A 25471-nucleotide genomic window follows, 5' to 3' on the forward strand; every position below is an offset into this window, starting at 1 on the left:
TTGCCGTCACCGGATTACCCACTGTGGACGGCTGCGGCGAGCCTTTCGGGCGGAACGCCGGTGCACTATCTGTGCGATGAAGCCAATGGCTGGATGCCTGATTTGAACGATATTCGAGCCAAGATCACACCGCGCACCAAAGGCATCGTGGTCATCAACCCCAACAACCCGACCGGGGCGCTGTACTCCGACGAGTTGCTCAAAGCGATTGTGGCGATCGCCCGCGAGCACGGTTTGGTGATTTTTGCCGACGAGGTGTATGACAAGATGTTGTACGACGATGCCAAGCACACCGCCATCGGCAGTTTGTCAGACGATGTGCTGACGCTCACCTTCAACTCGCTCTCCAAAAGCTACCGTTCGTGCGGTTACCGTGCGGGCTGGATGGTGGTCTCGGGCGACAAGAAGCCCGCGAAGGATTACATCGAAGGCCTGAACATGCTCTCGAATATGCGACTGTGTTCCAACGTTCCGGGCCAGTGGGCGATCCAGACCGCTTTAGGTGGTCACCAAAGCATCAATGAGCTGGTGCGCGAGGGCGGTCGTCTGCGCCGTCAACGTGACTTGGCTTACGAGTTGATCACAGCTATTCCGGGCGTGACGTGTGTCAAGCCAACGGCGGCTTTGTACATGTTCCCCAAGCTCGATCCGACGATGTACCCGATCGTGAACGACCAACAATTTTTTCTGGAACTGTTGCAGGAAACCAAGGTGATGCTGGTGCAGGGCACCGGTTTTAACTGGACAGCGCCCGACCATTTCAGGATTGTTTTTCTCCCGCATGAAGACGATTTGCGCGAGGCGATCAGCCGGGTTGCCAAGTTTCTTGAAATCTACCGAAAACGCCATAGCAATTAAATCGCTATATTTTTAATAGCTACTCGCGCAGATAGCACGGGGGCTACAAGCCAATTTAACTTAAATATTTTATGAAATCGATTCAAGTAGGCCTGATGGGCATGGGTGTTGTGGGTTCGGGCACGTTCAATGTGTTGCGCCGTAATCAGGAAGAAATCAAGCGCCGTGCTGGCCGCGGCATTGAGATCACCATGGTGGCCGATCTGGATGTGGCGCGGGCCCAAAGCATGGTGGGTGAGGGCGTTCAGGTGGTTAGCGATGCCCGCGCCATCATCGCCAACCCCGATATTGACATCGTGATCGAGTTGATCGGTGGATACGGCATTGCCAAGACGCTGGTGCTGGAAGCCATTGCCGCTGGCAAACACGTTGTGACCGCCAACAAGGCCTTGCTGGCCGTGCATGGCACCGAGATTTTTGCTGCCGCTTCCGCCAAGGGCGTGATGGTGGCGTTTGAAGCCGCTGTGGCTGGCGGCATCCCGATCATCAAGGCGCTGCGTGAGGGTCTGACCGCCAACAGCATCCAGTGGATTGCCGGCATCATCAATGGCACCACCAACTTCATCCTGAGTGAGATGCGCGACAAGGGCCTCGATTTCTCCGTGGTGCTCAAGCAGGCGCAAGCGCTGGGCTACGCCGAAGCCGATCCGACCTTTGACATCGAAGGCGTGGACGCCGCGCACAAGGCCACCATCATGTCGGCCATCGCGTTTGGCATCCCGGTGCAGTTCGACAAAGCCTATATTGAAGGCATCACCAAATTGGGCGCCGCCGACATTCGTTACGCCGAGCAGTTGGGCTACCGTATCAAATTGTTGGGCATCACCAAGCGCACAGCCAAGGGCATCGAGTTGCGCGTGCACCCAACCCTGGTGCCCGCCAAGCGCTTGATCGCCAATGTCGAAGGCGCGATGAACGCCGTCATGGTGCAAGGCGATGCCGTCGGCACCACGCTCTATTACGGCAAGGGCGCCGGTTCCGAGCCTACCGCCAGCGCGGTCATTGCCGACCTGGTCGATATCACGCGTCTGCACACTGCCGACCCACTGAACCGCGTGCCGCATCTGGCTTTCCAGCCGAATTCGATGAGCGACGTGCCGGTGCTGCCGATGAGCGACGTGGTGACCAGCTACTACCTGCGCCTGCGCGTGGCGGACGAAGCCGGTGTGCTGGCCAAAGTAACGGGCATTCTGGCCGATTCCGGTATCAGTATTGATGCCGTATTGCAGCGTGAAGCCGATGAAATCGGTCGCGAAGGTGCTGCGGGTGCGGTTCAAGTGCCGCAAACCGACGTCATTATTCTCACGCACGACTGTGTCGAGGCCAAAATGAATGCTGCTCTGGCCCAGATGAAGGCTTTGCCGACCGTGTTGGAGCCCATCACCCGTATTCGCAAGGAAGAGTTGGCCTGATGAAATACCTGTCTACCCGGGCTGCTGCCACCGACGCCGCGCCGCGCAAACGTTTTTGTGAAATTCTGCTCGAAGGCCTCGCGCCTGACGGTGGTTTGTACTTGCCAGAAAGCTACCCCAAGGTGAGCGATGGCACGCTGGAGCGCTGGCGCAAGGTTTACCACGAGCAGGGTTACGACGAATTGGCCTTTGAAGTCCTGTCGCTCTACATTGACGATATTCCGGCCACCGACCTGCGCGCTTTGTGCCAAAAAACCTACACCGCCGCCATCTTTGGCACCGGTGAAATCGTGCCCTTGCGCCATCTTGAAAACGACTTGTGGCTTGAAGGCCTGTCCAACGGCCCGACGCTGGCGTTCAAAGACATGGCCATGCAATTGCTGGGCAATTTGTTTGAATACGAGTTGGCGCGCCGGGGCGAAGAACTCAACATTTTGGGCGCCACCAGCGGCGACACCGGCAGCGCGGCCGAGTACGCCATGCGCGGCAAAAAAGGCGTTCGGGTCTTCATGACCAGCCCTTTTGGGCGCATGAGCCCGTTTCAGCAAGCACAGATGTTCAGCCTGATGGACGACAACATTCACAACATCGCGGTCGATGGTGTGTTTGACGATTGCCAGGACATGGTCAAGGCGGTCTCCAATGACCTCGACTTCAAACGCAAATACAAAATCGGCACCGTCAACTCCATCAACTGGGCACGCCTGATGGCGCAGGTGGTGTATTACTTTGCCGGCTACTTTCAGGCCACCAAAGTCAACACCGAGAAGGTCAGCTTCACCGTGCCTTCGGGCAACTTTGGCAATGTCTGCGCCGGTCATGTGGCCCGCATGATGGGCCTGCCGATCGACAAACTGGTGGTTGCCACCAACGAAAACGACGTGCTCGATGAGTTCTTCCGTACCGGTGTTTACCGCGTGCGCGGCAGTGCCGATACGCACGAAACCTCCAGCCCGTCGATGGATATTTCCAAAGCCTCCAACTTTGAGCGCTTTGTGTTTGATTTGCTGGGTCGTGACGGTAACCGTGTCAAGTCGCTGTTCAGTGATGCGCTGACACAAGACGGGCGCTTTGATTTGTCGGCCGACCCTGCCTTCACGCAAGCCGCTACGCGTTACGGCTTCGAGAGCGGCAAGAGCACGCATGCTGACCGTTTGGCCACCATCAAGGACACGTTTGAGCGCTTTGGTGTGATGATCGACACCCACACGGCTGATGCCGTCAAAGTGGCGCGTCAGCACTTGAAATCGGGTGTCCCGATGATCGTCCTGGAAACGGCCTTGCCCATCAAGTTTGCCGAAACCATCGTGGAAGCGCTCGGTCGGGAACCGGATCGGCCTGCGAGATTTGAAGGCATCGAAGCCTTGCCCAAGCGGGTTACCCGCATGGCAGCCGATGCCGAGGCGGTCAAGGCCTACATCACGCAGCATTGCCCATGAAGGTGGTGGGTTTTGCCGGTTTTTCCGGCTCCGGGAAAACCACGCTGGTCGAGCGTTTGATCCCGGTGTTGAAGCTCAAAGGCTTGCGCGTGTCGGTCGTCAAGCACGCCCATCACCGCTTTGACATCGACCATGTCGGCAAAGACACGCACCGTCACCGTGAGGCCGGTGCGTTTGAGGTGGTGGTAGCGTCTGACACCCGGCTGGCACTGATGCGGGAGTTTGAACAACCCGGGCAACTCACGGTGCATCACTTGATTGCCGAACTCTACGAGGGCGTCGACTGGGTGCTGGTCGAAGGCTACAAAGAGTCTGATTTGCTCAAGATCGAGGTCTGGCGGGCGCAGTCCAACAAACCCGCGCGCTACAGCGACGACGACTTTATCGTGGCGGTGGCCACCGACTCGCCTGAACAGTTACCCACCGCGACCCAGTTGCCGGTACTCGACCTCAACAACGCCGACGCGGTGGCCGACTGGCTGACCACCCATGCCGACCGGTTTGACTACCGCCTGGAGAATTTTGCATGAGTGTGCCCCGCGCGCCTTTGAAACCTTTGGACGCAGCCCTGGCCGAGTTGCTGGGCAATGCCCAGCCGCTTGAAGCCATTGAATGGGTCTCAACTTTTGAGGCTGATGGCCGGGTGCTGGCGCAAGACATCGTCTCGGGCTTGCAGGTACCGTCGCAAGACAACAGTTCCATGGATGGCTATGCCGTGCGCCATGCCGATGTGTTGGCGGCGCAGCACACCGCCACCCCGCTCGCGGTCACGCAACGCATCGCCGCTGGCTCGGTCGGTGAGGCTTTGCAAGCGATGAGCGTAGCCCGCATATTTACCGGTGCACCCATTCCACCGGGTGCCGATGCCGTGGTGATGCAGGAAGACTGCGACCTCATTCAAGCGGCGGGAGAACCGGCCCACGTTCTGATAAAAATGCTGCCCGCCTTGGGGCAGTGGATTCGCCGCGCGGGTGAGGACGTGACGAAGGGTGCTGTGGTGCTCTCAAAAGGTGAGCGACTTACGCCCGCTTCGCTTGGGCTAGCGGCCAGTATTGGCATAAATTTATTGCCCTTGGTGCGGCGCCCTCGGGTGGCTTTATTTTCGACCGGTGACGAGCTGGTGATGCCGGGCGATGTGGCCCCGGAGCTGATGAAACCCGGCACCATTTACAACTCCAATCGTTTCTTTTTGCGCGCGCTTCTGGTGCGCCTTGGCTGCGATGTGACCGACCTGGGCATCGTGCCCGACCGTTTGGCGGCTACGGTGGACGCGCTGCAATCAGCGGCGCAACACCATGACCTGATCTTGACCAGCGGGGGTGTCTCGGTGGGCGAAGAAGACCACATCAAGCCGGCGGTGCAGACGCTGGGCACGCTTGATTTGTGGCAAATCGCCATCAAGCCCGGTAAGCCGTTTGCGCATGGGCGCGTGCAGGAGGCTCACTTCATCGGACTGCCCGGCAACCCGGTGTCGAGCTTTGTCACCTTTTTGTTGCTGGTACGGCCCTTTTTGCTCCGACTGCAAGGGGTGGCTGAAGTTGCTCCTGAATCTATAGCTGCTACCGCCCATTTCACCTGGGCTAGAGCCGATAAACGCCAAGAATTTCTGCGGGCACGGCGCAACCAGGCGGGTGGGCTGGATTTGTTTCCTAACCAAAGTTCGGGCGTGCTGACCTCTGCAGTGTGGGGCGATGGCTTGGTGGACAACCCACCCGGTAAGACCATTGCCCATGGTGATGTGGTTCGTTTTATTCCTTTTTCGGAGTTGCTGGGATGAACGTGACCGTCAAGTATTTCGCCTCCATTCGCGAGACCATTGGGCTTTCCAGCGAATCGGTGGTCACCACCGCAGTGACACTTGCTGCGCTTCGCGACCAACTGATTGCGCGGGGCGGTGCCCATGCCGAGAGCCTGGCACGGGGTCGTTCGGTCCGCATCGCGCTCAACCAGGTCATGCACGACGAATCGACGGCTCTGGTGGAAGGTGCCGAAGTGGCTTTTTTCCCGCCGGTGACGGGCGGATAAAGCCATGGACCAGCACCCCGTGTCAGGTGTTCCTGCAGAGCAGACGGCGCTTCAAGGAGCGCCTCGCGTGGTCATTCAAAGCGGCGATTTCGACCTCAGCACCGAGATCGCCCGCCTGCGTGCCGGCGATGCCGGTGTCGGTGCGGTGTGCAGTTTTGTGGGCACCGTGCGCGACCGCACTGCGGGAACCCCCGGTAGCATCAGCAGCATGGAGTTGGAGCATTACCCCGGCATGACCGAAAAATCGATCGAAGCCATGATCGATCAGGCGCACCAGCGTTTTGATATTTTGGGGGCCCGCGTTATTCACCGTGTGGGCTTGCTGCAGCCGCTTGATCAGATCGTGTTGGTGGCGGTGACTTCGGCCCATCGGGGTGAGAGCTTTCAGGCCTGTGAGTTTTTGATGGACTACCTCAAAACGCAAGCGCCGTTCTGGAAAAAAGAACAAACGCCCGAAGGCGCGCGCTGGGTTGATGCACGGGTCACCGACGATGCCGCGCTGGCCAAATGGGGCATCGTGTCGAGCAATTTCTGAGGCGGGTGAGGTCAGCACGGCTTTCGCCTAAATTGATTAAAGTCAACGTCAAAGTCGGGCTCAACCCTTGAAAATTCTCCATCAGCATCAAGCTGATCAAGAATTAAAAGGATTGCCATGAGACCAGAAAAATTCACCACCAAATTCCAGGAATCCTTGGGCGATGCCCAGTCACTGGCCCTGGCCAACGACCACGCCTACATTGAACCCGCCCACGTCCTGATCGCCATGTTGCGCCAGGAAGATGGTCCCAAGTCCTTGCTGCAACGGGCTGGCGTCAATGTGCAGGGTTTGCTGACGGCGGCCGAGGCGGCCATGAAGAAGTTGCCCGAAGTGCACGGCCAGGAGCAGGTGCAAGTGGGGCGCGACATGGTCACGCTGTTGCAAGCAGCCGAAAAAGAAGCCCTCAAACGCGGCGACCAGTTTGTTGCCGGTGAGTTGTTCTTGCTGGCGCTCACCGACAACAAGCAGGAAATCGGGCGCATCGTGAAAGAAAACGGGCTCACACGCAAGTCGTTGGAGTCTGCGATAGAAGCCGTGCGCGGTGGTCAGAACGTAGACAGTGCCGATGCCGAAGACCAGCGCGAATCGCTCAAGAAATACTGTGTTGATCTCACCGAGCGTGCCCGTATGGGTAAATTGGACCCGGTGATCGGTCGTGATGACGAAATCCGCCGCGCCATTCAGGTGCTGCAGCGCCGCACTAAAAATAACCCGGTGCTGATCGGTGAGCCCGGCGTCGGCAAGACCGCCATTGTCGAAGGCTTGGCACAGCGCATTGTGGCGGGCGAAGTACCTGAGTCGCTGAAAGGCAAACGTGTGCTGTCGCTCGACATGGCTTCGCTGCTGGCCGGTGCCAAGTTTCGGGGTGAGTTTGAAGAGCGCCTGAAAAATGTGCTCAAGGACTTGGCCAAGGACGAAGGTCAGACCATCGTTTTTATCGATGAACTCCACACCATGGTGGGCGCAGGCAAAGCCGAAGGGGCGATGGATGCCGGCAACATGCTCAAGCCCGCACTGGCCCGGGGTGAGTTGCACTGCGTGGGTGCCACCACGCTCGACGAATACCGTAAATATGTGGAGAAAGACGCAGCGCTGGAGCGCCGTTTTCAGAAAATCCTGGTCGGTGAGCCTTCAGTCGAAGCCACCATTGCCATTCTGCGTGGTCTGAAAGAGCGCTACGAAAAACACCACAACGTCGAGATCACCGACCCAGCCATCGTGGCCGCAGCCGAATTGAGTCACCGCTACATCACCGACCGCTTTTTGCCGGACAAGGCGATTGACCTGATCGACGAAGCGGCCTCCAAGGTCAAGATCGAGATGGACTCCAAGCCTGAGGTTATGGATAAGCTGGATCGGCGCTTGATTCAGTTGCAGATCGAGCGTGAAGCGGTGCGGCGTGAAAAGGATGAATCCTCACAAAAGCGTTTTGAGTTGATCAATGACGAGATCAAAACACTCCAAAAAGAGATTGCCGATCTGGATGAAATCTGGAAGGCCGAGAAAGCCAGCGCTTTGGGCAGTGGTCAGGTGCGCGAAGAGATCGAAAAGCTCAAATTTCAGATTGAGGAATTCACACGCAAAGGTGATTTCAACAAGGTCGCCGAGTTGCAATACGGCAAGTTGCCGGCGTTAGAAAAAAGACTGCAGGAAGTGCAAGCCAAAGAAGAAACACGCGGAGAGGGCGCCGCGCCTCGTTTGCTGCGCACCCAAGTGGGCGCCGAAGAAATCGCTGAAGTGGTGAGCCGCGCCACCGGGATTCCGGTTAGCAAAATGTTGCAGGGTGAGCGAGATAAATTGCTGCAAATGGAGGTCAAGCTGCATCAACGCGTGGTCGGACAGGAAGAAGCCATTGCGGCTGTGTCCAACGCTATTCGCCGTTCTCGCTCCGGCTTGTCAGATCCAAACCGACCCACGGGTTCCTTCCTGTTTCTAGGCCCCACGGGCGTTGGCAAGACCGAGTTGTGCAAAGCGCTGGCGGGCTTCCTGTTTGACAGTGAAGACCATTTGGTACGCATCGACATGAGCGAGTTCATGGAGAAACATTCGGTGGCCCGACTGATCGGCGCACCTCCGGGCTACGTGGGCTACGAGGAGGGCGGTTATCTGACCGAAGCTGTGCGCCGCAAACCCTACAGCGTGCTGCTGCTCGACGAGGTGGAAAAAGCCCACTCCGATGTTTTCAACGTGCTGCTCCAGGTTCTGGACGATGGTCGTCTGACGGATGGCCAGGGCCGCACCGTGGATTTCAAAAACACGGTGATCGTGATGACCAGCAACATTGGTTCGCACCTGATCCAGAGCATGGTGGGGCAGGACTATGAGGACATCAAGGATGCCGTGACGGGGGAATTGAAAAATCACTTCCGGCCCGAGTTTTTAAACCGGATTGACGAGACCGTCGTCTTCCACTCACTGGACGCCTCGCACATTGCCAAAATTGCAGGTATTCAGATTCAGGTTCTGCAAGCCCGCCTCGCCAAGATGGATTTGACGTTAGAGGTATCGCCTGCCGCATTGGCCGAGTTGGCGAAGGTCGGTTTTGACCCGGTTTTTGGCGCTCGCCCCTTGAAGCGTGCGATTCAGCAACGGATTGAAAACCCCTTGTCCAAACTGCTGCTGGAAGGCCGGTTCTTGCCTAAGGACGTGATACCCGTGGATGTGGACCCTATTCGAAGCCCGGGGCAGTTCAGCTTCGATCGGTTGGCGCGCTAAGCGCAGAGCCGGTTACAGGCCGGCTTCAGTCTTCAGGTTATTAATGGCGACCTGCACCGCACTGGAGGCTGCGCTGTAGGCCGTGCCAGCGTTCAGCATGGCGAGGGCGTCCGGGTACTTCTTGGTGTTGATGGCAGCGGCCACTTTGGACGCTTCGATGTGAAATTTGGCGTGTTTGACGACGCACGCTTCAAAGCTTGGCAATGAGCCGAAGTGGGCTTTGGCATTCGTGTGTAGCCATTTGCCGAGTTCACAGCAATTGTCTTTGGCAATCGAGGCGGTATCCAGCGTTTCGTTGTTGATGATCGCTGCCAGCAAGAGGGCTTTCCATTCGGAATGCACGGCTATGGCGAGGTTTAGATCCATTGTCATTTCGTGTTGGGCCTTAATAATTTCAGACTCAAGTGTAGGCCGCAACAGGGCGCAGGTATTCGCAAGAATAAAGCGGCTATGCAATCAGCAACCAGCCCACTTCAATGCTGGGTTTGACGGGCATTCGGAGTTAAGGACTAAGTACAAACCCTGTCGGGATGATCCCGATGCGAAATTCAACCGCTAGGGCTAAGCTTCTCACTTGAAATAAATAAGATAAATTGAGAGGAGTAACTTTGTACAGCGTCCCGTTGAATCGTCGCACGTTTGCAGCTGCAACGGCTTTGTCAGCCACCTCATTGGTGGTGCCCAAAATTTGGGCTCAGTCCCGTTTGGAAAAAACCAAAATATCGATTGCTGTTGGCGGTAAAGCGTCTTTTTATTACCTGCCTCTCACGATTGCCGATCAGCTCGGCTATTTCAAGGCTGAAGGACTTGACGTTGTAATCAGTGATTTTGCTGATGGCCCCAAGGCCTTGCAGGCGGTGGTTGGCGGCTCGGCGGACGTGGTGTCGGGTGCTTTTGTGCACACCATCAGTTTGCAATCCTCAGGACAAAAATTTCAGGCCTTTGTTTTGCAGGGCCGTGCACCGGCCATCTCCATGGGTATTTCGAGCAAGACAATGCCCCAATACCAGTCGGTGGCTGACCTCAAGGGTAAAAAAATCGGTATATCGGCTCCCGGCACTACGACCAATATGATGGCTAATCTGATTTTGTCGCGTGCGGGGCTTAAACCGGGCGATGTCAGTTTTATGGGTGTTGGCACTGCCGCTGGAGCGCTGTTTTCATTGCGCTCGGGCCAGATTGATGCCCTGAGCAACGTCGACCCCGTGATGACCATGCTGGAGCAAAAAGGCGAAATCCGCATCATTGCCGATACCCGCACCCTCAAAGGCACTCACGATGTATTTGGTGGCAGCATGCCCGCAGGCTGCCTGTACGCACCTGTCGAGTTCATTCAAAAATATCCCAATACCGTGCAAGCCCTGACGAACGCCATGGTGCACAGCCTGAAGTGGCTCCAAACGGCCGGGCCCAGCGACATCCTGAAAACCGTACCTGACGCTTATTTGTTGGGCGACCGGGCCTTGTATCTAGCTGCTTTCAATAAGGTCCGCGAAGCCATATCGCCAGATGGCATGATGAATGAGGAGGGTCCACGCACCGCCTTGAAGGTGCTGGCCAGTTTCGACACCAGCGTGAAGGTCGAAAAAATCGTGATTGCATCAACTTACGTGAATGATTTTGCAAAGAAAGCCAAAGAGCAGTTCAATGCCTGACGACACGATGTTGCCGGGGTCCACGTTGCTACTTAAAAAATAGCTACCGACGCAAGTAATTCGGGGGCTTCAGCTTGTTTTGGTCTTAATGCTTGGCAACGCGCATGGCTTTTGTCGATTTTTTCCGGGCGAGTTGGGTCGTCGCTTTAGGTTTGCCCTTGGCTTTGCTTACCGTCACACGGGCGGGACTCGCCGACTTGAGTCGGCCCGGTAGAAACATCACGATTTGTTGGCCGGCCTTAAAGGAAGATGTAGCGCTGATGCTGTTCCACTCGGCCACACTGTTCGGGCTGACCCGGTAGCGGTTTGCAATGCTTGCCACGGTGTCCTTTTTTCCTGCCTTGATCGTGGTGCGGTTCAACACCACCTCCGGCCCAAGCGAGAGTTGACCATTGTCCGCCACATGGCTGGTGACATCGGTCTCCAGCAGGTGCGAGCGCGTCACAAGCAAGCTGGAGCCGGCCTTGATCACCATCCTCGCTGGAATGTTGTTGACACTGCGCAGTTCTGCTTCGCTCATGCCTACGCGCTTGGCGGCATCCGCCGGTTTCATGGTGCTGGGGGCGACCCACACCGTCCAGGTGGCCAGTCGGCCACCAGCAAAAACTTCAAGGTTGGTTTGAAAGGTGGTCGCATTGTCCCAAGGCAACAAGATTTGAGGCGTGCCTGCTGCAAAAATGACGGGACGGTTGGCTGACGGATTAAGCGCCTTGAAGTCATCAACTGATATTTCGGCCAGCTTGGCGGCCACTGCCACATCGATGTCGCGCTTGATGTCTACTGTCTGAAAATATGGGTGGTTTTCAATCAAAGGCAAGCGCGAGTTAAACGCTTCCGGATTCGAAATAATGTTTTTCAGTGCCAGCAACTTGGGCACGTAATAGCGGGTTTCGTTGGGCATGCTGAGGTCGCTGTAGCCCAAGCCCAGGCCAGCCCGCTTGTTCTTGGCAATGGCTTTGCCGACGCTACCCTCGCCCCAGTTGTAGGCGGCAAGCGCCAGTTCCCAGTCGCCAAACATGCCGTGGAGTTTTTGAAGGTAGTCCAGCGCGGCGCGGGTAGATGCCAACACATCACGCCGGTCATCCCGAAAAGCGTTTTGCTTGAGCTCGAAATTTTTACCGGTGGCGGGCATGAACTGCCACATGCCTGCGGCCTTGGCGCTTGAGACCGCCTGCGGGTTGAAGGCGCTCTCCACAAAGGGCAGCAGCGCCAACTCGGTGGGCATGTTGCGCAACTCGAGCTCTTCAACTATATGGAACAGGTATTTGCGTGAGCGCTCGGTCATTCGAAGTATGTAGTCTGGCCGGGCGCTGTACCACTGTTCGCGGTCATGCACCAGTTCTGTGTCTAGCTCGGACATGCCAAAGCCCAGGCGCATGCGCTCCCATAAATCGGCCGGTGGGGACAGTTGAGCGACGCCGAGTGAGTTGACTTGGCCCACTGAAATTGGCTGCAAGGCGCCGCCCGGGATGAATGATTTACGGGGCGTTAGGGCCGGTGTGGCCGGTAATTTGAGGACAGCCGCCACCGGGCTGCTTTCGGCTGCAAGGTCGGGCGATGTCGATAAATTCGAGGTCGCACAACCCGTTAGCCAGAGCAGGCTGGCGAGGCCAATGAGGGAGAGAATTTTCATTAAAACTTGTTTTTCCACTGACGAAGCGCGGCAAACAGGCTGACTTCATCATGGGCGCTTGCGTCAAAGCTTTGAGCCGCCTGAATGAGGGCGGGTTGGCGAGTACGCAAAAATGGGTTGATTTGACGCTCCAGACCCACCGTCGAGGGCAAGGTGGGCAGGTGCTGTGCGCGTAGGGCAAGGGCGGCAGCCGTGTAGTCGGCCAAAGCTTGGTTGTCGGGGTCGACCACCTTGGCAAATTTCAGGTTGCTCAAGGTGTATTCGTGGGTGCAGCAGACGCGGGTGGCGTCAGGCATGGCGGCCAGCACGTCCAGAGAGGCCAGCATTTGCGCCGGACTGCCTTCAAACAAGCGGCCACAACCACCACTGAACAAGGTGTCGCCGCAAAACAGCAGGGGTGCGCCATCCATGTCTGCGCAGTAATAAGCGATGTGACCCGCAGTGTGGCCGGGGACATCCAGAACCTGAAAAGTAAGTCCGAGCGCTTGCACGGTGTCACCTCCGTCCAGACGCGTCAGTGGCTCCGGCATGACTTCGCGGGACGGGCCATAAACACGGGCACCCGTGGCTTGACGCAAAGCGTCGACACCCCCGGTGTGATCAAGGTGATGGTGCGTGACTAGAATGGCTGCGAGTTGCACCTTGAAGTGCTGCAAGGCCTCCAGCACGGGTTGTGCAGCGCCGGGGTCAACCACCAAGGCTTGACTTCCGTCTTGCAACATCCAGATGTAGTTATCGTCGAAAGCGGGGAGTGGAATTAACTTCATGAGCGGTCAAATTATAGGGAAGCACAATTGGTTCGAGTCGTCACCCGGGCGCTACCTGCTTGCGTGGGAGCGTGAACAGCTTGATCAGGCGGTGGCGAATATCTTTGGATTTCATGCCTTGCAGCTCGGTTTGCCCGGCTTGGACGCGCTGGCGACCAACCGCATGCCACACCGTTGGCTAGCGACCCAAGCCCCTACACCGGGTGCGGCCATCGTGACCGATTTTTCGGCCCTTCCGTTCCCGGCGCGAAGCCTGGACTTGGTCGTGTTGCCACACACCCTGGAGTTGGCGAACGACCCGCACACCACCTTGCGCGAGGTGGAACGGGTGCTGGTACCCGAAGGACGAGTCGTGATTTGCGGCCTCAACCCGGCTTCGCTTTGGGGACTGAGTCAACGCCGGGCCCACTTGCTGCACCGTATGGGTTGTGGGGAGTTGTTTATGCCTGAAGCAAGTGATTTCATTGGCTACTGGCGCTTGCGAGACTGGCTTCGGTTATTGGGTTTTGAGGTAGAAGTGGTGCGTTTTGGCTGCTATCGGCCAGCGCTCAAAAGTGGAAAATGGCTGCAGCACTTTGACTGGATGGACTCGGTGGGCGAACGCTGCTGGCCGATTCTTGGTGCGGTGTATTTCCTGGTGGCGGTCAAGCGGGTGCGCGGCATGACCTTGCTAAGTCCTCGCTGGAAGTCATCACTGGCGATGGTGTCTGCTCCTGTTTCAGTAGCTAACAGCACAACAGTGACGGTGGCTAGAACCCTGTTTGAACAAGATAAAAGGAAAATGGATTGAACGCGATTGTTATTTACACCGATGGCGCCTGCAAAGGCAACCCCGGTCCGGGTGGTTGGGGCGCACTGCTGAAATCTGAAGATTCGCAAAAAGAGTTGTTTGGCGGCGAAATGGAAACCACCAACAACCGCATGGAAATGATGGCCGTGATTGAGGCTCTCAGCGCCTTGAAACGCCCCTGCCATGTGACGCTGCATGTGGACAGTCAGTATGTGCTGAAGGGCATCACCGAGTGGATTTCGGGCTGGAAAGCACGCGGCTGGAAAACAGCGGCCAAGCAGCCTGTCAAGAACGTCGATCTCTGGCAGCGCCTTGACACGTTGGTCAGCACCTCGGGTCACAAGATTGATTGGCGCTGGGTTCGCGGCCACAACGGGGACCCCGGCAACGAACACGCTGACATGCTGGCCAACCGCGGCGTCGAGGTGGCCTTGCGCACACGCTGAAATAAATCGTTAAATCGACCCGTCAAACATCATCACATCAACCTCATCGCCCACGGCCACGTTGCCTTGGGCGTGATGCAGGACGATCAGGCCGTTGGCTTGAACCATGGAACTGAGAACGCCCGAACCCTGGTTGCCGGTAGTTTTGACGTGCAGCGAACCATCGGCGGCTGTGCTGACGGTGCCGCGCTGGTATTCGGTACGCCCCGGTTTTTTGCGAATCACTTCGCTACTGCGCGCTTTCAGGAGTGGTGGTTGCTGCGCGGTGCTGCCCATCATCTGCAACAGGGCAGGGCGAACAAAGGCCAGAAAAGTCACCATGACCGCAACCGGGTTGCCGGGCAAGCCAAAAAGAACAGCCGAGCCAGAAAGCGCTTTATTGCTATTTTTAAAATAGCTGCTTGCGCTTGCTGCATAAGGGCTAGAGGCTAATTTGGCTCTGATAATTTGGCCCACGGCCATCGGGCGGCCAGGCCGCATGGCGATCTTCCAGAAGGCCACATCGCCCAGTTTTTTCATCATGGCCTTGGTGTAGTCAGCCTCGCCAACGCTTACCCCGCCGCTGGTGATGATGGCGTCGGCTTCCAGAGCGCCGTGAACGAACGCCGCTTCCAGCAATGCGGGTTCGTCGCGCACCACACCCATGTCGATCACTTCGCAACCCAAGCGGGTCAGCAAACCAAACACGGTGTAGCGGTTGCTGTCGTACACAGCCCCTTCGCGCGGTGCCTCGCCCAGGCTCAAAATCTCGTCGCCCGTAGAAAAATAGGCGACCCGAAGTTTGCGCCATACCGGCACGGAATTTATACCCAAACTGGCCAGTAGCCCAAGTGCAGCGGGCGTGAGTAGCTCCCCTTTTAGTAGCGCCGGCTGGCCTTGCATGAGGTCTTCACCCAACTCGCGTCGGTTGTCCCCGACTTTCAGTAAACCGGCCGGAATCGTGACGGTGTCTCCCTCACAACTCACAAACTCTTGCGGTACCACCGTATCCAGGCCTGCAGGCATGATGGCTCCGGTCATGATCTTTACGCACTCGCCCGGTCCCGCTACACCTGACCACGCTTTGCCGGCCATGGCCGTGCCCAGCACTTTCAGGCTCAGCGCTTGGGACGACAGTTGTGCGCCGTTAAAGGCGTAGCCATCCATCGCCGAGTTGTCGTGCGGTGGCACACTGATGGGCGAGATCACGTTTTGCGACAACACCCGGCCCAAGGCTTGAAAAATGCCAACGCTTTCCTGCTCGGTGACAGGCTCCACCAGCCGTGACAAAAAGGCGTTCACGGTTTCAGCGCTCAAGGCCTGAGGGTCGTAGCCCTGCAGTTCAGCGGCAATGCTGTCAATGGTCTTCATCATGCTCAGTTGTTTTCGAGTTGACGCAGTTCAGCCAACGTGTTGGTGTTGCAAAAGGCATTCAAATCGTCGCCCGGTAAATCAAAGGGAACCACTGCTGTTTTATGCAGCGCGGTCCAGGCGTCGATCTTGCGCCCGCCCTCCTGAGTGAACTTCAGCAAGCTCTCCAGCAACTCCACCCGAAGCAGGCAAAAAACCGGCTGGGTACGCACCTGTACCTGTCCCGATTTGTCGATTTCTGGGGCGGCCGCCATCGCAATGTCAGCGTCCTCGGCCTCCAGTGCCTGGGCCAGTCGGGGCACCAGGTCCAGCGGCAACAAGGGTGTGTCGCACGGCACGGTGACCAGATAAGGGGTTTCACAGCGCTCCAGACCAGTCAAAAACCCGGCCAGTGGTCCGGCATAGTCGGCCAGTCCATCCGGCCAGACCGACGCGCCGAACGACTCATAAGCCGAGAGATTGCGGTTGGCGTTGATCATGACGTGGCCCACGCCACCGCCCATCTGCAGGCGCGTGAGGGTGTGCAAGGCCAGAGGCATGCCGTTGAAGGTTTGTAGTCCTTTGTCGACGCCGCCCATGCGGGAGCCCCGGCCACCCGCCAGAATCAGTCCGGTAATGTCATTTGGGTTGATCAAGTCAGCCTCCTATGTAGCTCATTTCAACGCGGCGAACCCCGGCGCCAGCATCGGGGGCGAGGGCGCTTCTCAGTTCAGAGTAACGGTCGGTGCGGCCCTGCCAGATATGGGTAATGGCAGCACTCAGGTCAGTGTCTGAATCATTGGCACGAATGATGGAACGCAAATCGTAGCCCTGGGCGGCAAAAAGGCACAGGAAGAGCTTGCCCTCGGTGGACAGGCGGGCACGGTTGCAGTCGCCGCAAAAAGCTTGCGTCACGCTGCTGATCACGCCAATCTCCCCTTTGGCCGGGTCGTGTTGTCCAGCTGCATTGGCAAAACCCCAGCGCTCGGCAGTTTCGCCTGGCTGAGTGGGGTCGAGTTGCACCAACGGCAACTCGGCGTGAATCAGCTTGACCACCTCGGCCGAAGGCAGCACCTCGTTCATGCGCCAACCGTTGGTGGCACCGACATCCATGTATTCGATGAAGCGCAGCACGATGCCTGAGCCCATGAAGCGACGCGCCATCGGCAAAATTTCATGCTCGTTGGTACCGCGCTTGACCACCATATTGATCTTGATCGGCCCCAGACCTGCCGCCTGAGCCGCCTCAATGCCGGCCAGCACAGCAGACACGGGGAAATCCACGTCGTTCATGCTTCGAAAAACGGCATCGTCCAGCCCATCCAGACTGACTGTGACGCGCTGCAGCCCCGCCGCTTTGAGGGCATGTGCTTTGCGCGCCAACAGGGAGCCGTTAGTCGTGAGCGTCAGGTCCAGCGGCCGGCCGTCCAGCGTGCGCAGTTCAGAGAGTTGTTCAATCAGTCGCTCAATGTTTTTACGCAGCAGCGGTTCACCCCCCGTCAGTCGGATTTTTTGCACCCCGTGGGCCACAAAGACTTTGGCCATGCGGGTAATTTCCTCGAACGAGAGCAGATCGCTGTGGGGCAAATACGCATAGTCCTTGTCAAAAATTTCCTTGGGCATGCAGTAGTTGCAGCGGAAGTTGCAGCGGTCGGTCACACTGATGCGCAAATCGCGCAAGGGACGCTGACGCGTATCGACCAACAGATCGTTGGCATCCAGACGGATAGCCGTCGAAAAAGCGGAAGCAGGAATGGGCAACGAGGCCAATCGCTGGTCAATCAGCGGGATGACGATTGGAGTGTTTCTATCAGTCATTTAACGGTCAAAAGTTGGATTCTGGAGAACGCTGCGAACATAATTATCAGTTTCGTTTTCGGTTGAATTCGGGTTAAAGAAACGGGCACTCACCGTCTTGGTGACACTCGATTTGTAGCGTTCTAAACCGACGCGCCAAAATTTCGAATTTTGTCACGTTTTCGTTTGAAGGGCTGGCACATAATCATGTCCACTTACCAAACTGAACAGGGGGGATTCTTTGTTAACTCTTGAAGAATTACTGGCTTCCAATGAGGCGCTGCCCAGCATTCCCAAGGTCATTGCGTTGCTTCTCAATGAACTGGACCAGGATGAGCCTGACCTGCGGAAAATCAGCCAGTTGATCAATACCGATCCGATACTTGCGACGCGTTTGCTGCGCCTGGCTAATTCAGCACAGTTTCAGTTTGCCAACAAAATCAGCAGTGTCTCTGAAGCCTTGGCGCTCATGGGGCTGGCTCAGGTCCGCACGCTGGCGACTGCTGCGGCGGTCGCCGGGGCTTTTACGGCTATTGCGGGTGTCGATATGAACCAATTTTGGCGCTACAGCCTGAACACCGCCAAACTGGCGCGCGCGCTGGCAGGCATGGTTCGGCAAAATCAACCCGCCGCCTTTACGGCTGGCTTGATCCACGCGACGGGTGAACTGGTCATGCATTTGGGCCTGCCCAAAGAACTCGCGGTTCTGAACCAGAAAATACCGGCCCTTGGACTCAAACGTGCTTCAGCCGAGCGCAAATTATTGGGTTATTGTTTTGCGGATGTGGGCGCAGGTTTTGCACGAAACTGGCAATTTCCACAACCCATCGTCGATGCACTGGAACACCAAAACGCACCCTTTGAAAATGATGTCTACGAGCCTATGGCGGGAATTCTTCATTTGTCAGCTTGGCGCGCTCGTGCCAAGGAAGCTAACTACAACGAGGAGGATTTGATTGATTCTTTCCCGGATGTGGTCGCGCTGGCTTTGGGCATTGACATCGACATGGCACTTCAGCAAGAGCCAATTAACTGGACTTCTAAGGCCGAAGTAGCTGTGTTGGTATAACCACGGCGGCTGAGGCATGCCCCCGCAAACTCACGGCTTACTGCAGGGGCGTCAGTTGAGTGGGTAAATAGTCATCGGAGTGTTTTTCAGGCTCTGCGGCAGGTCGTCTGGCATGGCGGCGGTCGAGAACTGAAAGAGGTTCGTCCGCAGTCTGGGGTGCATCACTTTGCAACCAGGTTTTTGGATCTGGCATCTTGGTAAACGGACAACCGCAATTAGGCGAAAACCGCCAGGAAACGATGTATTTCGAGTGATCTACCAAAGGATCAAACCGGTCAAGCCCCAGCAATAATTGATGCTGCAAAGCAAGGGCATAACGGAGTAATTTTTCGTTCCATTTCATCACGATCAACTGAATATGAACAGCGTCTTCACCAGGTTCACGTGGAATGATCAAGACTTCGCAGGCCAGCCAGCCAAAAGGAATGCCTTGTAGACGAAGCGTATCTTTCAGTACAACCCGAATTAATTCGCGTCGCAGGTTAGTGGGTTGCATCGAACTGTTAGGTGACACGGATGTCGGCAAGGCGCTGTGTTGAGGTCTGTTGTCAGGTCGTTTTGGCTTCAGAAAACTGAACATGATGATTATTCCCTTGAGTTTCATAATGATTTGAAACAAATGGTATCGGAATTCTTTTATATTAACCTGACAGGATTGTGGGTATTAACTACTTTGTCACCAAGGCCGGACCCATCTCCTGCAGTGGGCCCAATGGGTTGGTATTGACCTCAATTTCATTGACTCGGGGTTGCCCGCTCCACGCGCGGTAAACCACAACATCATTTACAAGCAAGATCAAGGCATTAAAGCGCCATCCAGTCGTTTCGGTGCGGCGATGAAAATTCGTAAAGTCCGAAAAGAAATTACCAGTTCGATCTCTTGATATACGTGCCGCTGTTATTTCCCAGCCACGGCAGGCATCGCGTGCTTCCAGGCAGGCCAGCACGCCTGGATCGAGGTCTTCTCTTTTAAGCAGCGCGCTTGGAACAAATCGGCGCACGATGTCGGACTGCGTCAAGATGGCCGTATTGGGTTGCTGAACCGGATCAATACCCAGTTTCGACAGATCAACTGCATTGCTTTTCATCGGAATCAGGGCGTCAATGGCATGACTTGCTTCGTCAAAGCTCTTGAACGGTGACGAATCACTGCGGGCCCGAGGAAGCATGGATGAGCAGGAACTCAACAAAGAAAACAGCAATATAAAACCGATTCTGAGAAGAAATTTGATGGGTTTCAATGTTGTGCCCTGAGATATTCCAAAACAAATATTACCGATCGCTGTGTCACTTGCATTTGACATTCATCAGGTTTCAATTGCAACAAAAAAGCCCGCTGAAGCGGGCTTTTTTGAAGAAAGATGAGCGATCAGCCGCCGTGAATTTTCATCATCACTGGAACGATCAGCAAGGCCACAATATTGATGATCTTGATCAACGGGTTGATGGCAGGGCCAGCGGTGTCTTTGTAGGGGTCGCCTACTGTGTCACCTGTTACTGCAGCTTTGTGAGCTTCAGAGCCTTTACCGCCAAAGTGGCCGTCTTCGATGTATTTTTTGGCATTGTCCCAAGCGCCGCCGCCGGTACACATCGATATAGCTACAAACAAGCCGGTCACGATGGTTCCCATCAGCAAGCCACCCAAAGCGGTTGGTCCAAGAACCAGGCCAACCAAAATTGGGGCCACCACGGGTAACAATGAAGGGATCATCATTTCCTTGATGGCTGCTGTGGTCAGCATGTCCACAGCCGTATCGTATTCTGGCTTGGCGGTGCCTTCCATAATGCCTTTGATTTCACGGAACTGGCGGCGTACTTCAACCACCACCGAACCTGCAGCGCGGCCAACGGCTTCCATAGCCATGGCGCCAAACAGGTAAGGAATCATGCCGCCAATAAACAGGCCGATGATGACCTTGGGGTTGCTCAAGTCAAAGGTGATGTGGGCACCCAGGCCTTCGAGTTTGTGCGTGTAATCTGCAAACAGCACCAGTGCGGCCAGACCGGCAGAGCCGATGGCGTAGCCTTTGGTCACGGCTTTGGTGGTGTTGCCCACAGCATCCAGTGGGTCAGTAATATCGCGCACGCTTTTTGGCATTTCAGACATTTCGGCGATGCCGCCAGCGTTGTCGGTGATGGGGCCATAGGCGTCCAGGGCCACCACAATACCGGCCATGCTGAGCATGGAGGTGGCGGCAATCGCGATACCGTACAGGCCAGCCAGCGCGTAAGCGGTCCAGATTGCGACACAGACAAACATCACTGGCCAAGCAGTAGAGCGCATGGAGACGCCCAAGCCGGCAATGATGTTGGTGCCGTGACCGGTGGTGGAGGCTTCTGCAATGTGCTGAACCGGTGCGTATTGGGTGCCGGTGTAGTACTCGGTGACCCAGACGAGGGCTGCGGTCAGGATCAGGCCCACTGAGCAGGCCCAAAACAGGTTCATGCTACTGATGACTTTCCCGTCAACCAGGGTCATGGTCGCGGGCAACATGCTTTGGGTCACAAAGAAGAACGCGATCAGCGACAAGCCACCGGCAACGGCCAAACCCTTGTACAAAGCCGGCATCACATTGGTCATGCCAGGCGATGCCTTGACGAAGAAGCAGCCAATGATGGAGGCCACGATGGACACCGCACCGAGGGCAAGCGGATAGATGACAGCACTGGTGCCGACACCGGTAATCACCAGGGCACCCAGCACCATGGTGGCGATGAGCGTGACGGCATAGGTTTCAAACAAGTCGGCCGCCATACCGGCGCAATCACCCACGTTGTCGCCGACGTTGTCGGCAATCACGGCAGGATTGCGCGGGTCATCTTCAGGGATGCCGGCTTCAACTTTACCCACCAGGTCAGCACCAACGTCAGCGCCCTTGGTGAAAATGCCGCCGCCCAAGCGGGCAAAGATGGAAATCAACGAGGAGCCAAAGGCAAAACCGATCAGTGGATTGAGCATTTGCGCCAGATTTTTATCGGGTGTCAGGTTGCCATTGCCCACCAGAAACCAGTAAAAACCGGTCACGCCCAAGAGACCGAGACCAACCACCAGCATGCCGGTAATGGCGCCACCGCGGAAGGCGACGTCCAGTGCCGGGCCAATGCCTTTGGTGGCGGCTTGGGCGGTTCGCACATTGGCGCGAACGGAGACGTTCATGCCGATGAAGCCGCAAGCACCTGACAACACGGCGCCAACGACAAAGCCAATGGCACTTAATGAGTCAAGAAAGAAGAAGATCAGAATGGCCAACACCACGCCCACGATGGCAATGGTCTTGTATTGACGTGCCAAGTAGGCCGCAGCGCCGGTTTGAATGGCGGCTGCAATTTCTTGCATTCGCGCATTGCCGGCATCCTGGGAAAGAATCCAACTGCGTGCCCAAAAGCCGTAAGCTACGGCAATGAACCCGCATACAAGCGCCAATATCAGCGCTGAGTTGCCTGTCATATAGATATCTCCTGTCGTTGTTTCGCGTGGTAGTGGTGCAACGCATTGGGCACCACCGCTGCGTTGCTTCCTCGCAAAAACATCAAAACAGAATTGATGCAAGCAATTGGCCAACGAAAGAAATGTAACGCGAAAAAACTTGAATTTGAGTTCAGCAAGTGGCGAGTAAGTAAAATCAGAGTTAATCTGATATCCCTTTTGATTTAACTTAAACCGAAGAAGCACTATGTCCCTTGACAACGTCACACCCGGCAAAAACGCCCCCGAAATATTTAATGTGATCATCGAAATCCCGATGAACGCCGATCCGGTCAAATACGAAGTGGATAAAGCCACTGGCGCCATTTTTGTGGATCGTTTCATGAGCACTGCCATGCATTACCCGACCAACTACGGCTATGTGCCTAAAACTATCAGTGGTGACGGTGACCCTGTGGACGTGTTGGTGATCACACCTGTGCCCCTTATCCCTGGTGTGGTCGTGACCTGCCGCGCTATTGGCATTTTGAAGATGACCGACGAAGCTGGCGAAGACGGCAAAGTGTTGGCGGTGCCCATCGACAAAGTTCTGTCGCTTTACACTCGCTGGCAAAAGCCTGAAGATTTGAGCCCAGTGCGCCTGAAAACCATTGCTCACTTCTTTGAACATTACAAAGATCTGGAAGAAGGCAAGTGGGTCAAGGTTCAAGGTTGGGAAGGCGCTGAGTCCGCGAAGAAAGAAATTGCTGACGGCATGGCCAACTACCTCAAAGAACAACAATAATTTTTAGCCAAATAAGGCTCTAGCCCTTATGTGATAAGCGTAAGAAGCTATCAATAATGGAGCGCCTACGGTGTTAGACCGGCAGGCGCTTTTTTATTGACCGCGCGTATTAGCGTCGCGGATCCGGGAAAATCAGCCGTTGCAAGCCGCGTCGACGTTCGAAGTGTTGCCACTGACCTTCCGGTTGTGAGAGTCGGTCGGCTAAGGCCCACCACGCCGAGGGGTTGAGCCCCAAGCCCAAATGGCTGGCGAACACTTCCAGGTTTTCAGTCAGCGGGTTGCGTGAGCAGGGCGCTTGAATACTGGCCGGCCAGGCCACCACACCATCGGTTCGCGAATAAATGGAGGTGGTGGGCACCGGTGGCGCACTTGGCAAATCAAATTGGTTGACCGCCTCCTGGATGTCGCGACCGCTGGTTAATTCAAACAGTCGCCATGCGTGGGTGCTTTCATGTGAGCCCGCAAAGGGCGTACCCAACGTGATAACGCTGCGCACAGCGTCTGGCAGCATCTTGGCAAGTTCCCGAGCGTAAATGCCACCCAGGCTCCAACCAATCAGACTAACTTTTTTCCCTGTCGCCATCCAAGTGTCCAAAATTTGCTGGCGGGCCGCTTGCAGCACACCCGCACGCGGGCCAAAGTTAAACCCCTGATTCCAGCCTGATGTGTCGTACCCGAGTTGCTCAATATAACTTCGCAAGAGTAGCGTCGATCCATCACTGGCCGACAACCCAGGGAAAACAATAACGGAATGACCGTCTCCCGTTGGAGCACGGCGCAAGAAGGGCCAGGCCGGTATGACTGAACCCAGTTCCCAGGGTGCGCGGAATTCAAGCGCCAGCAGCCACGGATTTGGGGCGGATGACGGGGTTATGGTTCTTTTTTCAATCATAAGATGGCATTTTAAGAAGCGCCTTGCAGACCAGTGGGGTTTTACTCTGTCCGTGTATCATTTGCCGACGAAAAAAAGCTCAGGAACCGAAGCCATGGATATGACCCCTAAAATAAATTCAAACGCCATTCAATCCGGGTCACCTACGGGGAATACCGTGGCAGACAGCGGTCAATACCTGACTTTGCGCCTCGGGACTGAAGAATACGCCCTCGACATTTTGCGGGTGCAAGAAATTCGCTCCTACGAGGAACCCACCCGCATGGTGAATGCGCCGACTTTCGTCAAAGGGGTCATTAATTTACGGGGTGTCATTGTTCCGATTGTGGATTTACGCCTCAAGCTCAACATCGATACGGTGGCGTATGACGAGTTCACGGTGGTCATTATTCTGAATGTGCGAGGCACTGTTGTGGGCGCGGTGGTCGACGCAGTTTCGGATGTGGTGACACTCACCTCTGCAACCATCAAGCCGGCGCCGCAGTTCGAGGCCGCCATAGATGCGCGGTTTATCACGGGTCTTGCGACCGTGGGTGACCGTATGCTTATCGTGATGAATATCGAAGCGTTAATGAGTGGGCCTGAGTTGGGTATGGCTTGAAATCGCTGGCTGGCTCACGCCTAGTTTTTTAACGGGCTTCTTTTGACCAGTTCATCAAGGTATTCGCCAATTCCCGCACCTTCTCGCGCCAGATACTGTTCAACGGCATCTGAAAATCCCGGATGAGCCAGCCAGTGGGCACTGGACGTTTTGATGGGCAACAGCGCTCGGGCCATTTTGTGCTCTCCCTGAGCACCCCCCTCAAACCGCTGGTAACCGTGCTCAATACACCACTGTAGGGGCTGGTAATAACAGGCCTCAAAGTGAAGACAGTCCACCCGCTCCAGTGCACCCCAGTAGCGACCGTAAGCGATTAACTCACTATTTTTTAAGCCAATTAGGCTTCTAGCCCCCGTGTTACTTGCGCTGATAGCTATTAAACTTGTAGCGATTGGTCGACCTTGCTGCTCCGCCACAAATAGCAACCAGTTCTCTGGCATGGTGTCGGCCATGCTTTGAAAAAACTCGCGACTCAAATAGGGCGCATTGCCATGTTCCAGATAGGTGCGTTCATAGCAACGGTAGAAAAAATCCCAATCATGGAGCGTGATGTCTGTGCCCAAGGACCAGCGAAAGGTCACGCCTGCATCGGCCACCTTGCGTCGCTCCTGGCGGATCTTTTTGCGTTTCTCTGCGGTGATCGATGCCAGAAATGAATCGAAATTTTCAAAGGAAGGCGAAGAGTTGGTCCAGTGAAACTGGACCGTATGGCGCAGCATCATGCCCGCTTCCTCGCACGCTTTCAAGTCATCAGAACTTGCAAAAAGCAGGTGTAACGAAGAAAGTTGCTCAGCATCACACCACTGAATCAGGGCCTTTGCCAGCAGCACCCGGTCCTTTGGCGTTCTTGCCATCAATCTTGATCCCGGCACCGGCGTGAACGGCACGGCCACGGTGGCTTTTGGATAGTAGCGAAGGCCATGCTGTGCGTAAGCATTGGCCCATGACTGGTCGAATACATACTCGCCATAGGAGTGGGTTTTGCGGTAGAGCGCGCAGGCGCCCACCATGGCGCCATTCAACTCCAAAATGATGAAATGAGGCGACCACCCGGTTGACGGTGTCGCGCTTCCACTGGTGTGCAAGGCGGTGAGGTACTCATGACGCATAAATGGCGTGGCTTCTGGCTGCCAACTCAGCAACTCATTCCATTGCGCCGCATTTACCTCATGAGGCGCTGTCAATACCCGAATGACATAATCGTTGGACTCGTATTTCACTTGTTTTTATTCCTTTTACCTCTGCGGACCATGACACTCAAACTTTGCGTTGCCCAACTTAATTTTGTCGTTGG

25 protein-coding genes are annotated in these 25471 nt (G+C 56.0%); 14 read left to right on the forward strand and 11 right to left on the reverse strand.

The genetic code is table 11. The features are described 5' to 3' along the window. From WCG50_RS08605 to clpB, 8 genes are all read left to right on the forward strand, one after another. On the forward strand, positions 1 to 858 hold an 858-nt coding region (locus WCG50_RS08605; protein ID WP_336899184.1), incomplete at its 5' end, for a pyridoxal phosphate-dependent aminotransferase. Between the two features lie 71 nt (positions 859 to 929). Beyond that, a complete protein-coding gene (locus WCG50_RS08610; RefSeq protein WP_336899185.1) occupies positions 930 to 2270 on the forward strand; it encodes a homoserine dehydrogenase in 1341 nt (446 codons plus the stop codon). Beyond that, positions 2270 to 3709 carry a threonine synthase gene (gene thrC, locus WCG50_RS08615; protein ID WP_336899186.1) on the forward strand — a complete coding sequence of 480 codons (1440 nt, stop codon included), beginning with the start codon at positions 2270 to 2272 and terminating at the stop codon, positions 3707 to 3709. The genes WCG50_RS08610 and thrC overlap by 1 nt, the downstream gene beginning before the upstream one ends. Beyond that, positions 3706 to 4239, forward strand: a complete 534-nt coding sequence (gene mobB / locus WCG50_RS08620; RefSeq protein ID WP_336899187.1) for a molybdopterin-guanine dinucleotide biosynthesis protein B — start codon at positions 3706 to 3708, stop codon at positions 4237 to 4239. Before thrC ends, mobB begins: the two co-directional genes overlap by 4 nt. Continuing rightward, complete coding sequence (gene glp / locus WCG50_RS08625) at positions 4236 to 5486, forward strand: gephyrin-like molybdotransferase Glp (RefSeq protein ID WP_336899188.1); 1251 nt, start codon at positions 4236 to 4238, stop codon at positions 5484 to 5486. Before mobB ends, glp (WCG50_RS08625) begins: the two co-directional genes overlap by 4 nt. Next, the gene (locus WCG50_RS08630) at positions 5483 to 5734 is read left to right on the forward strand and encodes a MoaD/ThiS family protein (RefSeq protein WP_336899189.1); all 252 of its coding nucleotides are present in this window, start codon (positions 5483 to 5485) and stop codon (positions 5732 to 5734) included. The genes glp (WCG50_RS08625) and WCG50_RS08630 overlap by 4 nt, the downstream gene beginning before the upstream one ends. A 4-nt stretch (positions 5735 to 5738) precedes the next feature. Further along, positions 5739 to 6269, forward strand: coding sequence for a molybdenum cofactor biosynthesis protein MoaE (locus tag WCG50_RS08635; protein WP_336899190.1), 531 nt, complete (start codon positions 5739 to 5741; stop codon positions 6267 to 6269). A gap of 117 nt (positions 6270 to 6386) precedes the next feature. Further along, positions 6387 to 8987, forward strand: coding sequence for an ATP-dependent chaperone ClpB (gene clpB / locus WCG50_RS08640; RefSeq protein ID WP_336899191.1), 2601 nt, complete (start codon positions 6387 to 6389; stop codon positions 8985 to 8987). 12 nt (positions 8988 to 8999) lie between these two features. Here the strand turns inward: clpB and WCG50_RS08645 are convergent, their stop codons facing one another. Next, positions 9000 to 9359: a CZB domain-containing protein gene (locus WCG50_RS08645; RefSeq protein WP_336899192.1), complete on the reverse strand. Its 360-nt coding sequence runs from the start codon at positions 9357 to 9359 to the stop codon at positions 9000 to 9002. Positions 9360 to 9595: 236 nt separating this feature from the next. Here WCG50_RS08645 and WCG50_RS08650 point away from each other — a divergent pair, with 236 nt between their 5' ends. After that, entirely contained in the window at positions 9596 to 10642 is a 1047-nt protein-coding gene (locus WCG50_RS08650; protein ID WP_336899193.1) for an ABC transporter substrate-binding protein, read from the forward strand. An 85-nt stretch (positions 10643 to 10727) separates the two neighbouring features. Here WCG50_RS08650 and WCG50_RS08655 read toward each other — a convergent pair whose 3' ends face one another. Then, positions 10728 to 12275, reverse strand: coding sequence for a transglycosylase SLT domain-containing protein (locus WCG50_RS08655; protein ID WP_336899194.1), 1548 nt, complete (start codon positions 12273 to 12275; stop codon positions 10728 to 10730). Continuing rightward, positions 12275 to 13042: a hydroxyacylglutathione hydrolase gene (gene gloB, locus WCG50_RS08660; protein WP_336899195.1), complete on the reverse strand. Its 768-nt coding sequence runs from the start codon at positions 13040 to 13042 to the stop codon at positions 12275 to 12277. Before gloB ends, WCG50_RS08655 begins: the two co-directional genes overlap by 1 nt. Between gloB and WCG50_RS08665 the strand changes: the two genes are divergently transcribed. Together WCG50_RS08665 and rnhA are read left to right on the forward strand one after the other, a co-directional pair. Continuing rightward, positions 13041 to 13832, forward strand: coding sequence for a methyltransferase domain-containing protein (locus WCG50_RS08665; RefSeq protein ID WP_336899196.1), 792 nt, complete (start codon positions 13041 to 13043; stop codon positions 13830 to 13832). The genes gloB and WCG50_RS08665 overlap by 2 nt on opposite strands. Beyond that, positions 13829 to 14278, forward strand: coding sequence for a ribonuclease HI (rnhA, locus tag WCG50_RS08670; RefSeq protein ID WP_336899197.1), 450 nt, complete (start codon positions 13829 to 13831; stop codon positions 14276 to 14278). Before WCG50_RS08665 ends, rnhA begins: the two co-directional genes overlap by 4 nt. Before the next feature lie 9 nt (positions 14279 to 14287). On the opposite strand, the gene glp (WCG50_RS08675) is transcribed toward rnhA, so the two are convergent. The 3 genes from glp (WCG50_RS08675) to moaA are packed head-to-tail and all read right to left on the reverse strand — an operon-like array spanning position 14288 to position 17425. Further along, positions 14288 to 15628, reverse strand: coding sequence for a gephyrin-like molybdotransferase Glp (gene glp, locus WCG50_RS08675; RefSeq protein WP_336899208.1), 1341 nt, complete (start codon positions 15626 to 15628; stop codon positions 14288 to 14290). Between the two features lie 5 nt (positions 15629 to 15633). Then, entirely contained in the window at positions 15634 to 16263 is a 630-nt protein-coding gene (gene mobA / locus WCG50_RS08680) for a molybdenum cofactor guanylyltransferase MobA (RefSeq protein WP_336899198.1), read from the reverse strand. Position 16264: 1 nt separating this feature from the next. Next, the gene (gene moaA, locus WCG50_RS08685) at positions 16265 to 17425 is read right to left on the reverse strand and encodes a GTP 3',8-cyclase MoaA (RefSeq protein ID WP_336899199.1); all 1161 of its coding nucleotides are present in this window, start codon (positions 17423 to 17425) and stop codon (positions 16265 to 16267) included. Positions 17426 to 17645: 220 nt separating this feature from the next. Here moaA and WCG50_RS08690 point away from each other — a divergent pair, with 220 nt between their 5' ends. Continuing rightward, positions 17646 to 18473, forward strand: coding sequence for an HDOD domain-containing protein (locus tag WCG50_RS08690; RefSeq protein ID WP_336899200.1), 828 nt, complete (start codon positions 17646 to 17648; stop codon positions 18471 to 18473). Between the two features lie 37 nt (positions 18474 to 18510). On the opposite strand, the gene WCG50_RS08695 is transcribed toward WCG50_RS08690, so the two are convergent. The 3 genes from WCG50_RS08695 to WCG50_RS08705 form a co-directional block, all read right to left on the reverse strand. Next, the gene (locus tag WCG50_RS08695) at positions 18511 to 19077 is read right to left on the reverse strand and encodes a hypothetical protein (protein WP_336899201.1); all 567 of its coding nucleotides are present in this window, start codon (positions 19075 to 19077) and stop codon (positions 18511 to 18513) included. A gap of 64 nt (positions 19078 to 19141) precedes the next feature. Then, a complete protein-coding gene (locus WCG50_RS08700; protein WP_336899202.1) occupies positions 19142 to 19777 on the reverse strand; it encodes a hypothetical protein in 636 nt (211 codons plus the stop codon). Positions 19778 to 19842: 65 nt separating this feature from the next. Next, the gene (locus WCG50_RS08705) at positions 19843 to 21921 is read right to left on the reverse strand and encodes a sodium-translocating pyrophosphatase (protein ID WP_336899203.1); all 2079 of its coding nucleotides are present in this window, start codon (positions 21919 to 21921) and stop codon (positions 19843 to 19845) included. Between the two features lie 226 nt (positions 21922 to 22147). Here WCG50_RS08705 and ppa point away from each other — a divergent pair, with 226 nt between their 5' ends. Continuing rightward, positions 22148 to 22684 carry an inorganic diphosphatase gene (gene ppa, locus WCG50_RS08710; protein ID WP_336899204.1) on the forward strand — a complete coding sequence of 179 codons (537 nt, stop codon included), beginning with the start codon at positions 22148 to 22150 and terminating at the stop codon, positions 22682 to 22684. A 109-nt stretch (positions 22685 to 22793) separates the two neighbouring features. On the opposite strand, the gene WCG50_RS08715 is transcribed toward ppa, so the two are convergent. Further along, positions 22794 to 23576, reverse strand: a complete 783-nt coding sequence (locus WCG50_RS08715; protein WP_336899205.1) for an alpha/beta fold hydrolase — start codon at positions 23574 to 23576, stop codon at positions 22794 to 22796. Positions 23577 to 23670: 94 nt separating this feature from the next. Here WCG50_RS08715 and WCG50_RS08720 point away from each other — a divergent pair, with 94 nt between their 5' ends. Then, positions 23671 to 24177: a chemotaxis protein CheW gene (locus tag WCG50_RS08720; RefSeq protein WP_336899206.1), complete on the forward strand. Its 507-nt coding sequence runs from the start codon at positions 23671 to 23673 to the stop codon at positions 24175 to 24177. A gap of 20 nt (positions 24178 to 24197) precedes the next feature. Here WCG50_RS08720 and WCG50_RS08725 read toward each other — a convergent pair whose 3' ends face one another. Beyond that, positions 24198 to 25397 carry a GNAT family N-acetyltransferase gene (locus tag WCG50_RS08725; protein WP_336899207.1) on the reverse strand — a complete coding sequence of 400 codons (1200 nt, stop codon included), beginning with the start codon at positions 25395 to 25397 and terminating at the stop codon, positions 24198 to 24200. Positions 25398 to 25471: the final 74 nt, after the last annotated feature.

Origin of the sequence: Rhodoferax sp., assembly GCF_037143375.1 — a bacterium.
Taxonomy (GTDB): domain Bacteria; phylum Pseudomonadota; class Gammaproteobacteria; order Burkholderiales; family Burkholderiaceae_C; genus Rhodoferax.

Bases quoted from the DNA above. Each gene is read 5' to 3' on its own strand.
- ppa (WP_336899204.1), top strand. From the start codon at position 22,148: ATGTCCCTTGACAACGTCACACCCGGCAAAAACGCCCCCGAAATATTT.
- WCG50_RS08720 (WP_336899206.1), top strand. From the start codon at position 23,671: ATGGATATGACCCCTAAAATAAATTCAAACGCCATTCAATCCGGGTCA.
- WCG50_RS08715 (WP_336899205.1), bottom strand. From the start codon at position 23,576: ATGATTGAAAAAAGAACCATAACCCCGTCATCCGCCCCAAATCCGTGG.
- moaA (WP_336899199.1), bottom strand. From the start codon at position 17,425: ATGACTGATAGAAACACTCCAATCGTCATCCCGCTGATTGACCAGCGA.
- WCG50_RS08645 (WP_336899192.1), bottom strand. From the start codon at position 9,359: ATGACAATGGATCTAAACCTCGCCATAGCCGTGCATTCCGAATGGAAA.
- thrC (WP_336899186.1), top strand. From the start codon at position 2,270: ATGAAATACCTGTCTACCCGGGCTGCTGCCACCGACGCCGCGCCGCGC.
- glp (WP_336899208.1), bottom strand. From the start codon at position 15,628: ATGAAGACCATTGACAGCATTGCCGCTGAACTGCAGGGCTACGACCCT.
- gloB (WP_336899195.1), bottom strand. From the start codon at position 13,042: ATGAAGTTAATTCCACTCCCCGCTTTCGACGATAACTACATCTGGATG.
- WCG50_RS08635 (WP_336899190.1), top strand. From the start codon at position 5,739: ATGGACCAGCACCCCGTGTCAGGTGTTCCTGCAGAGCAGACGGCGCTT.
- glp (WP_336899188.1), top strand. From the start codon at position 4,236: ATGAGTGTGCCCCGCGCGCCTTTGAAACCTTTGGACGCAGCCCTGGCC.
- WCG50_RS08700 (WP_336899202.1), bottom strand. From the start codon at position 19,777: ATGTCAAATGCAAGTGACACAGCGATCGGTAATATTTGTTTTGGAATA.
- WCG50_RS08610 (WP_336899185.1), top strand. From the start codon at position 930: ATGAAATCGATTCAAGTAGGCCTGATGGGCATGGGTGTTGTGGGTTCG.
- WCG50_RS08655 (WP_336899194.1), bottom strand. From the start codon at position 12,275: ATGAAAATTCTCTCCCTCATTGGCCTCGCCAGCCTGCTCTGGCTAACG.
- clpB (WP_336899191.1), top strand. From the start codon at position 6,387: ATGAGACCAGAAAAATTCACCACCAAATTCCAGGAATCCTTGGGCGAT.
- mobB (WP_336899187.1), top strand. From the start codon at position 3,706: ATGAAGGTGGTGGGTTTTGCCGGTTTTTCCGGCTCCGGGAAAACCACG.
- WCG50_RS08705 (WP_336899203.1), bottom strand. From the start codon at position 21,921: ATGACAGGCAACTCAGCGCTGATATTGGCGCTTGTATGCGGGTTCATT.
- WCG50_RS08630 (WP_336899189.1), top strand. From the start codon at position 5,483: ATGAACGTGACCGTCAAGTATTTCGCCTCCATTCGCGAGACCATTGGG.
- WCG50_RS08695 (WP_336899201.1), bottom strand. From the start codon at position 19,077: ATGAAACTCAAGGGAATAATCATCATGTTCAGTTTTCTGAAGCCAAAA.
- WCG50_RS08665 (WP_336899196.1), top strand. From the start codon at position 13,041: ATGAGCGGTCAAATTATAGGGAAGCACAATTGGTTCGAGTCGTCACCC.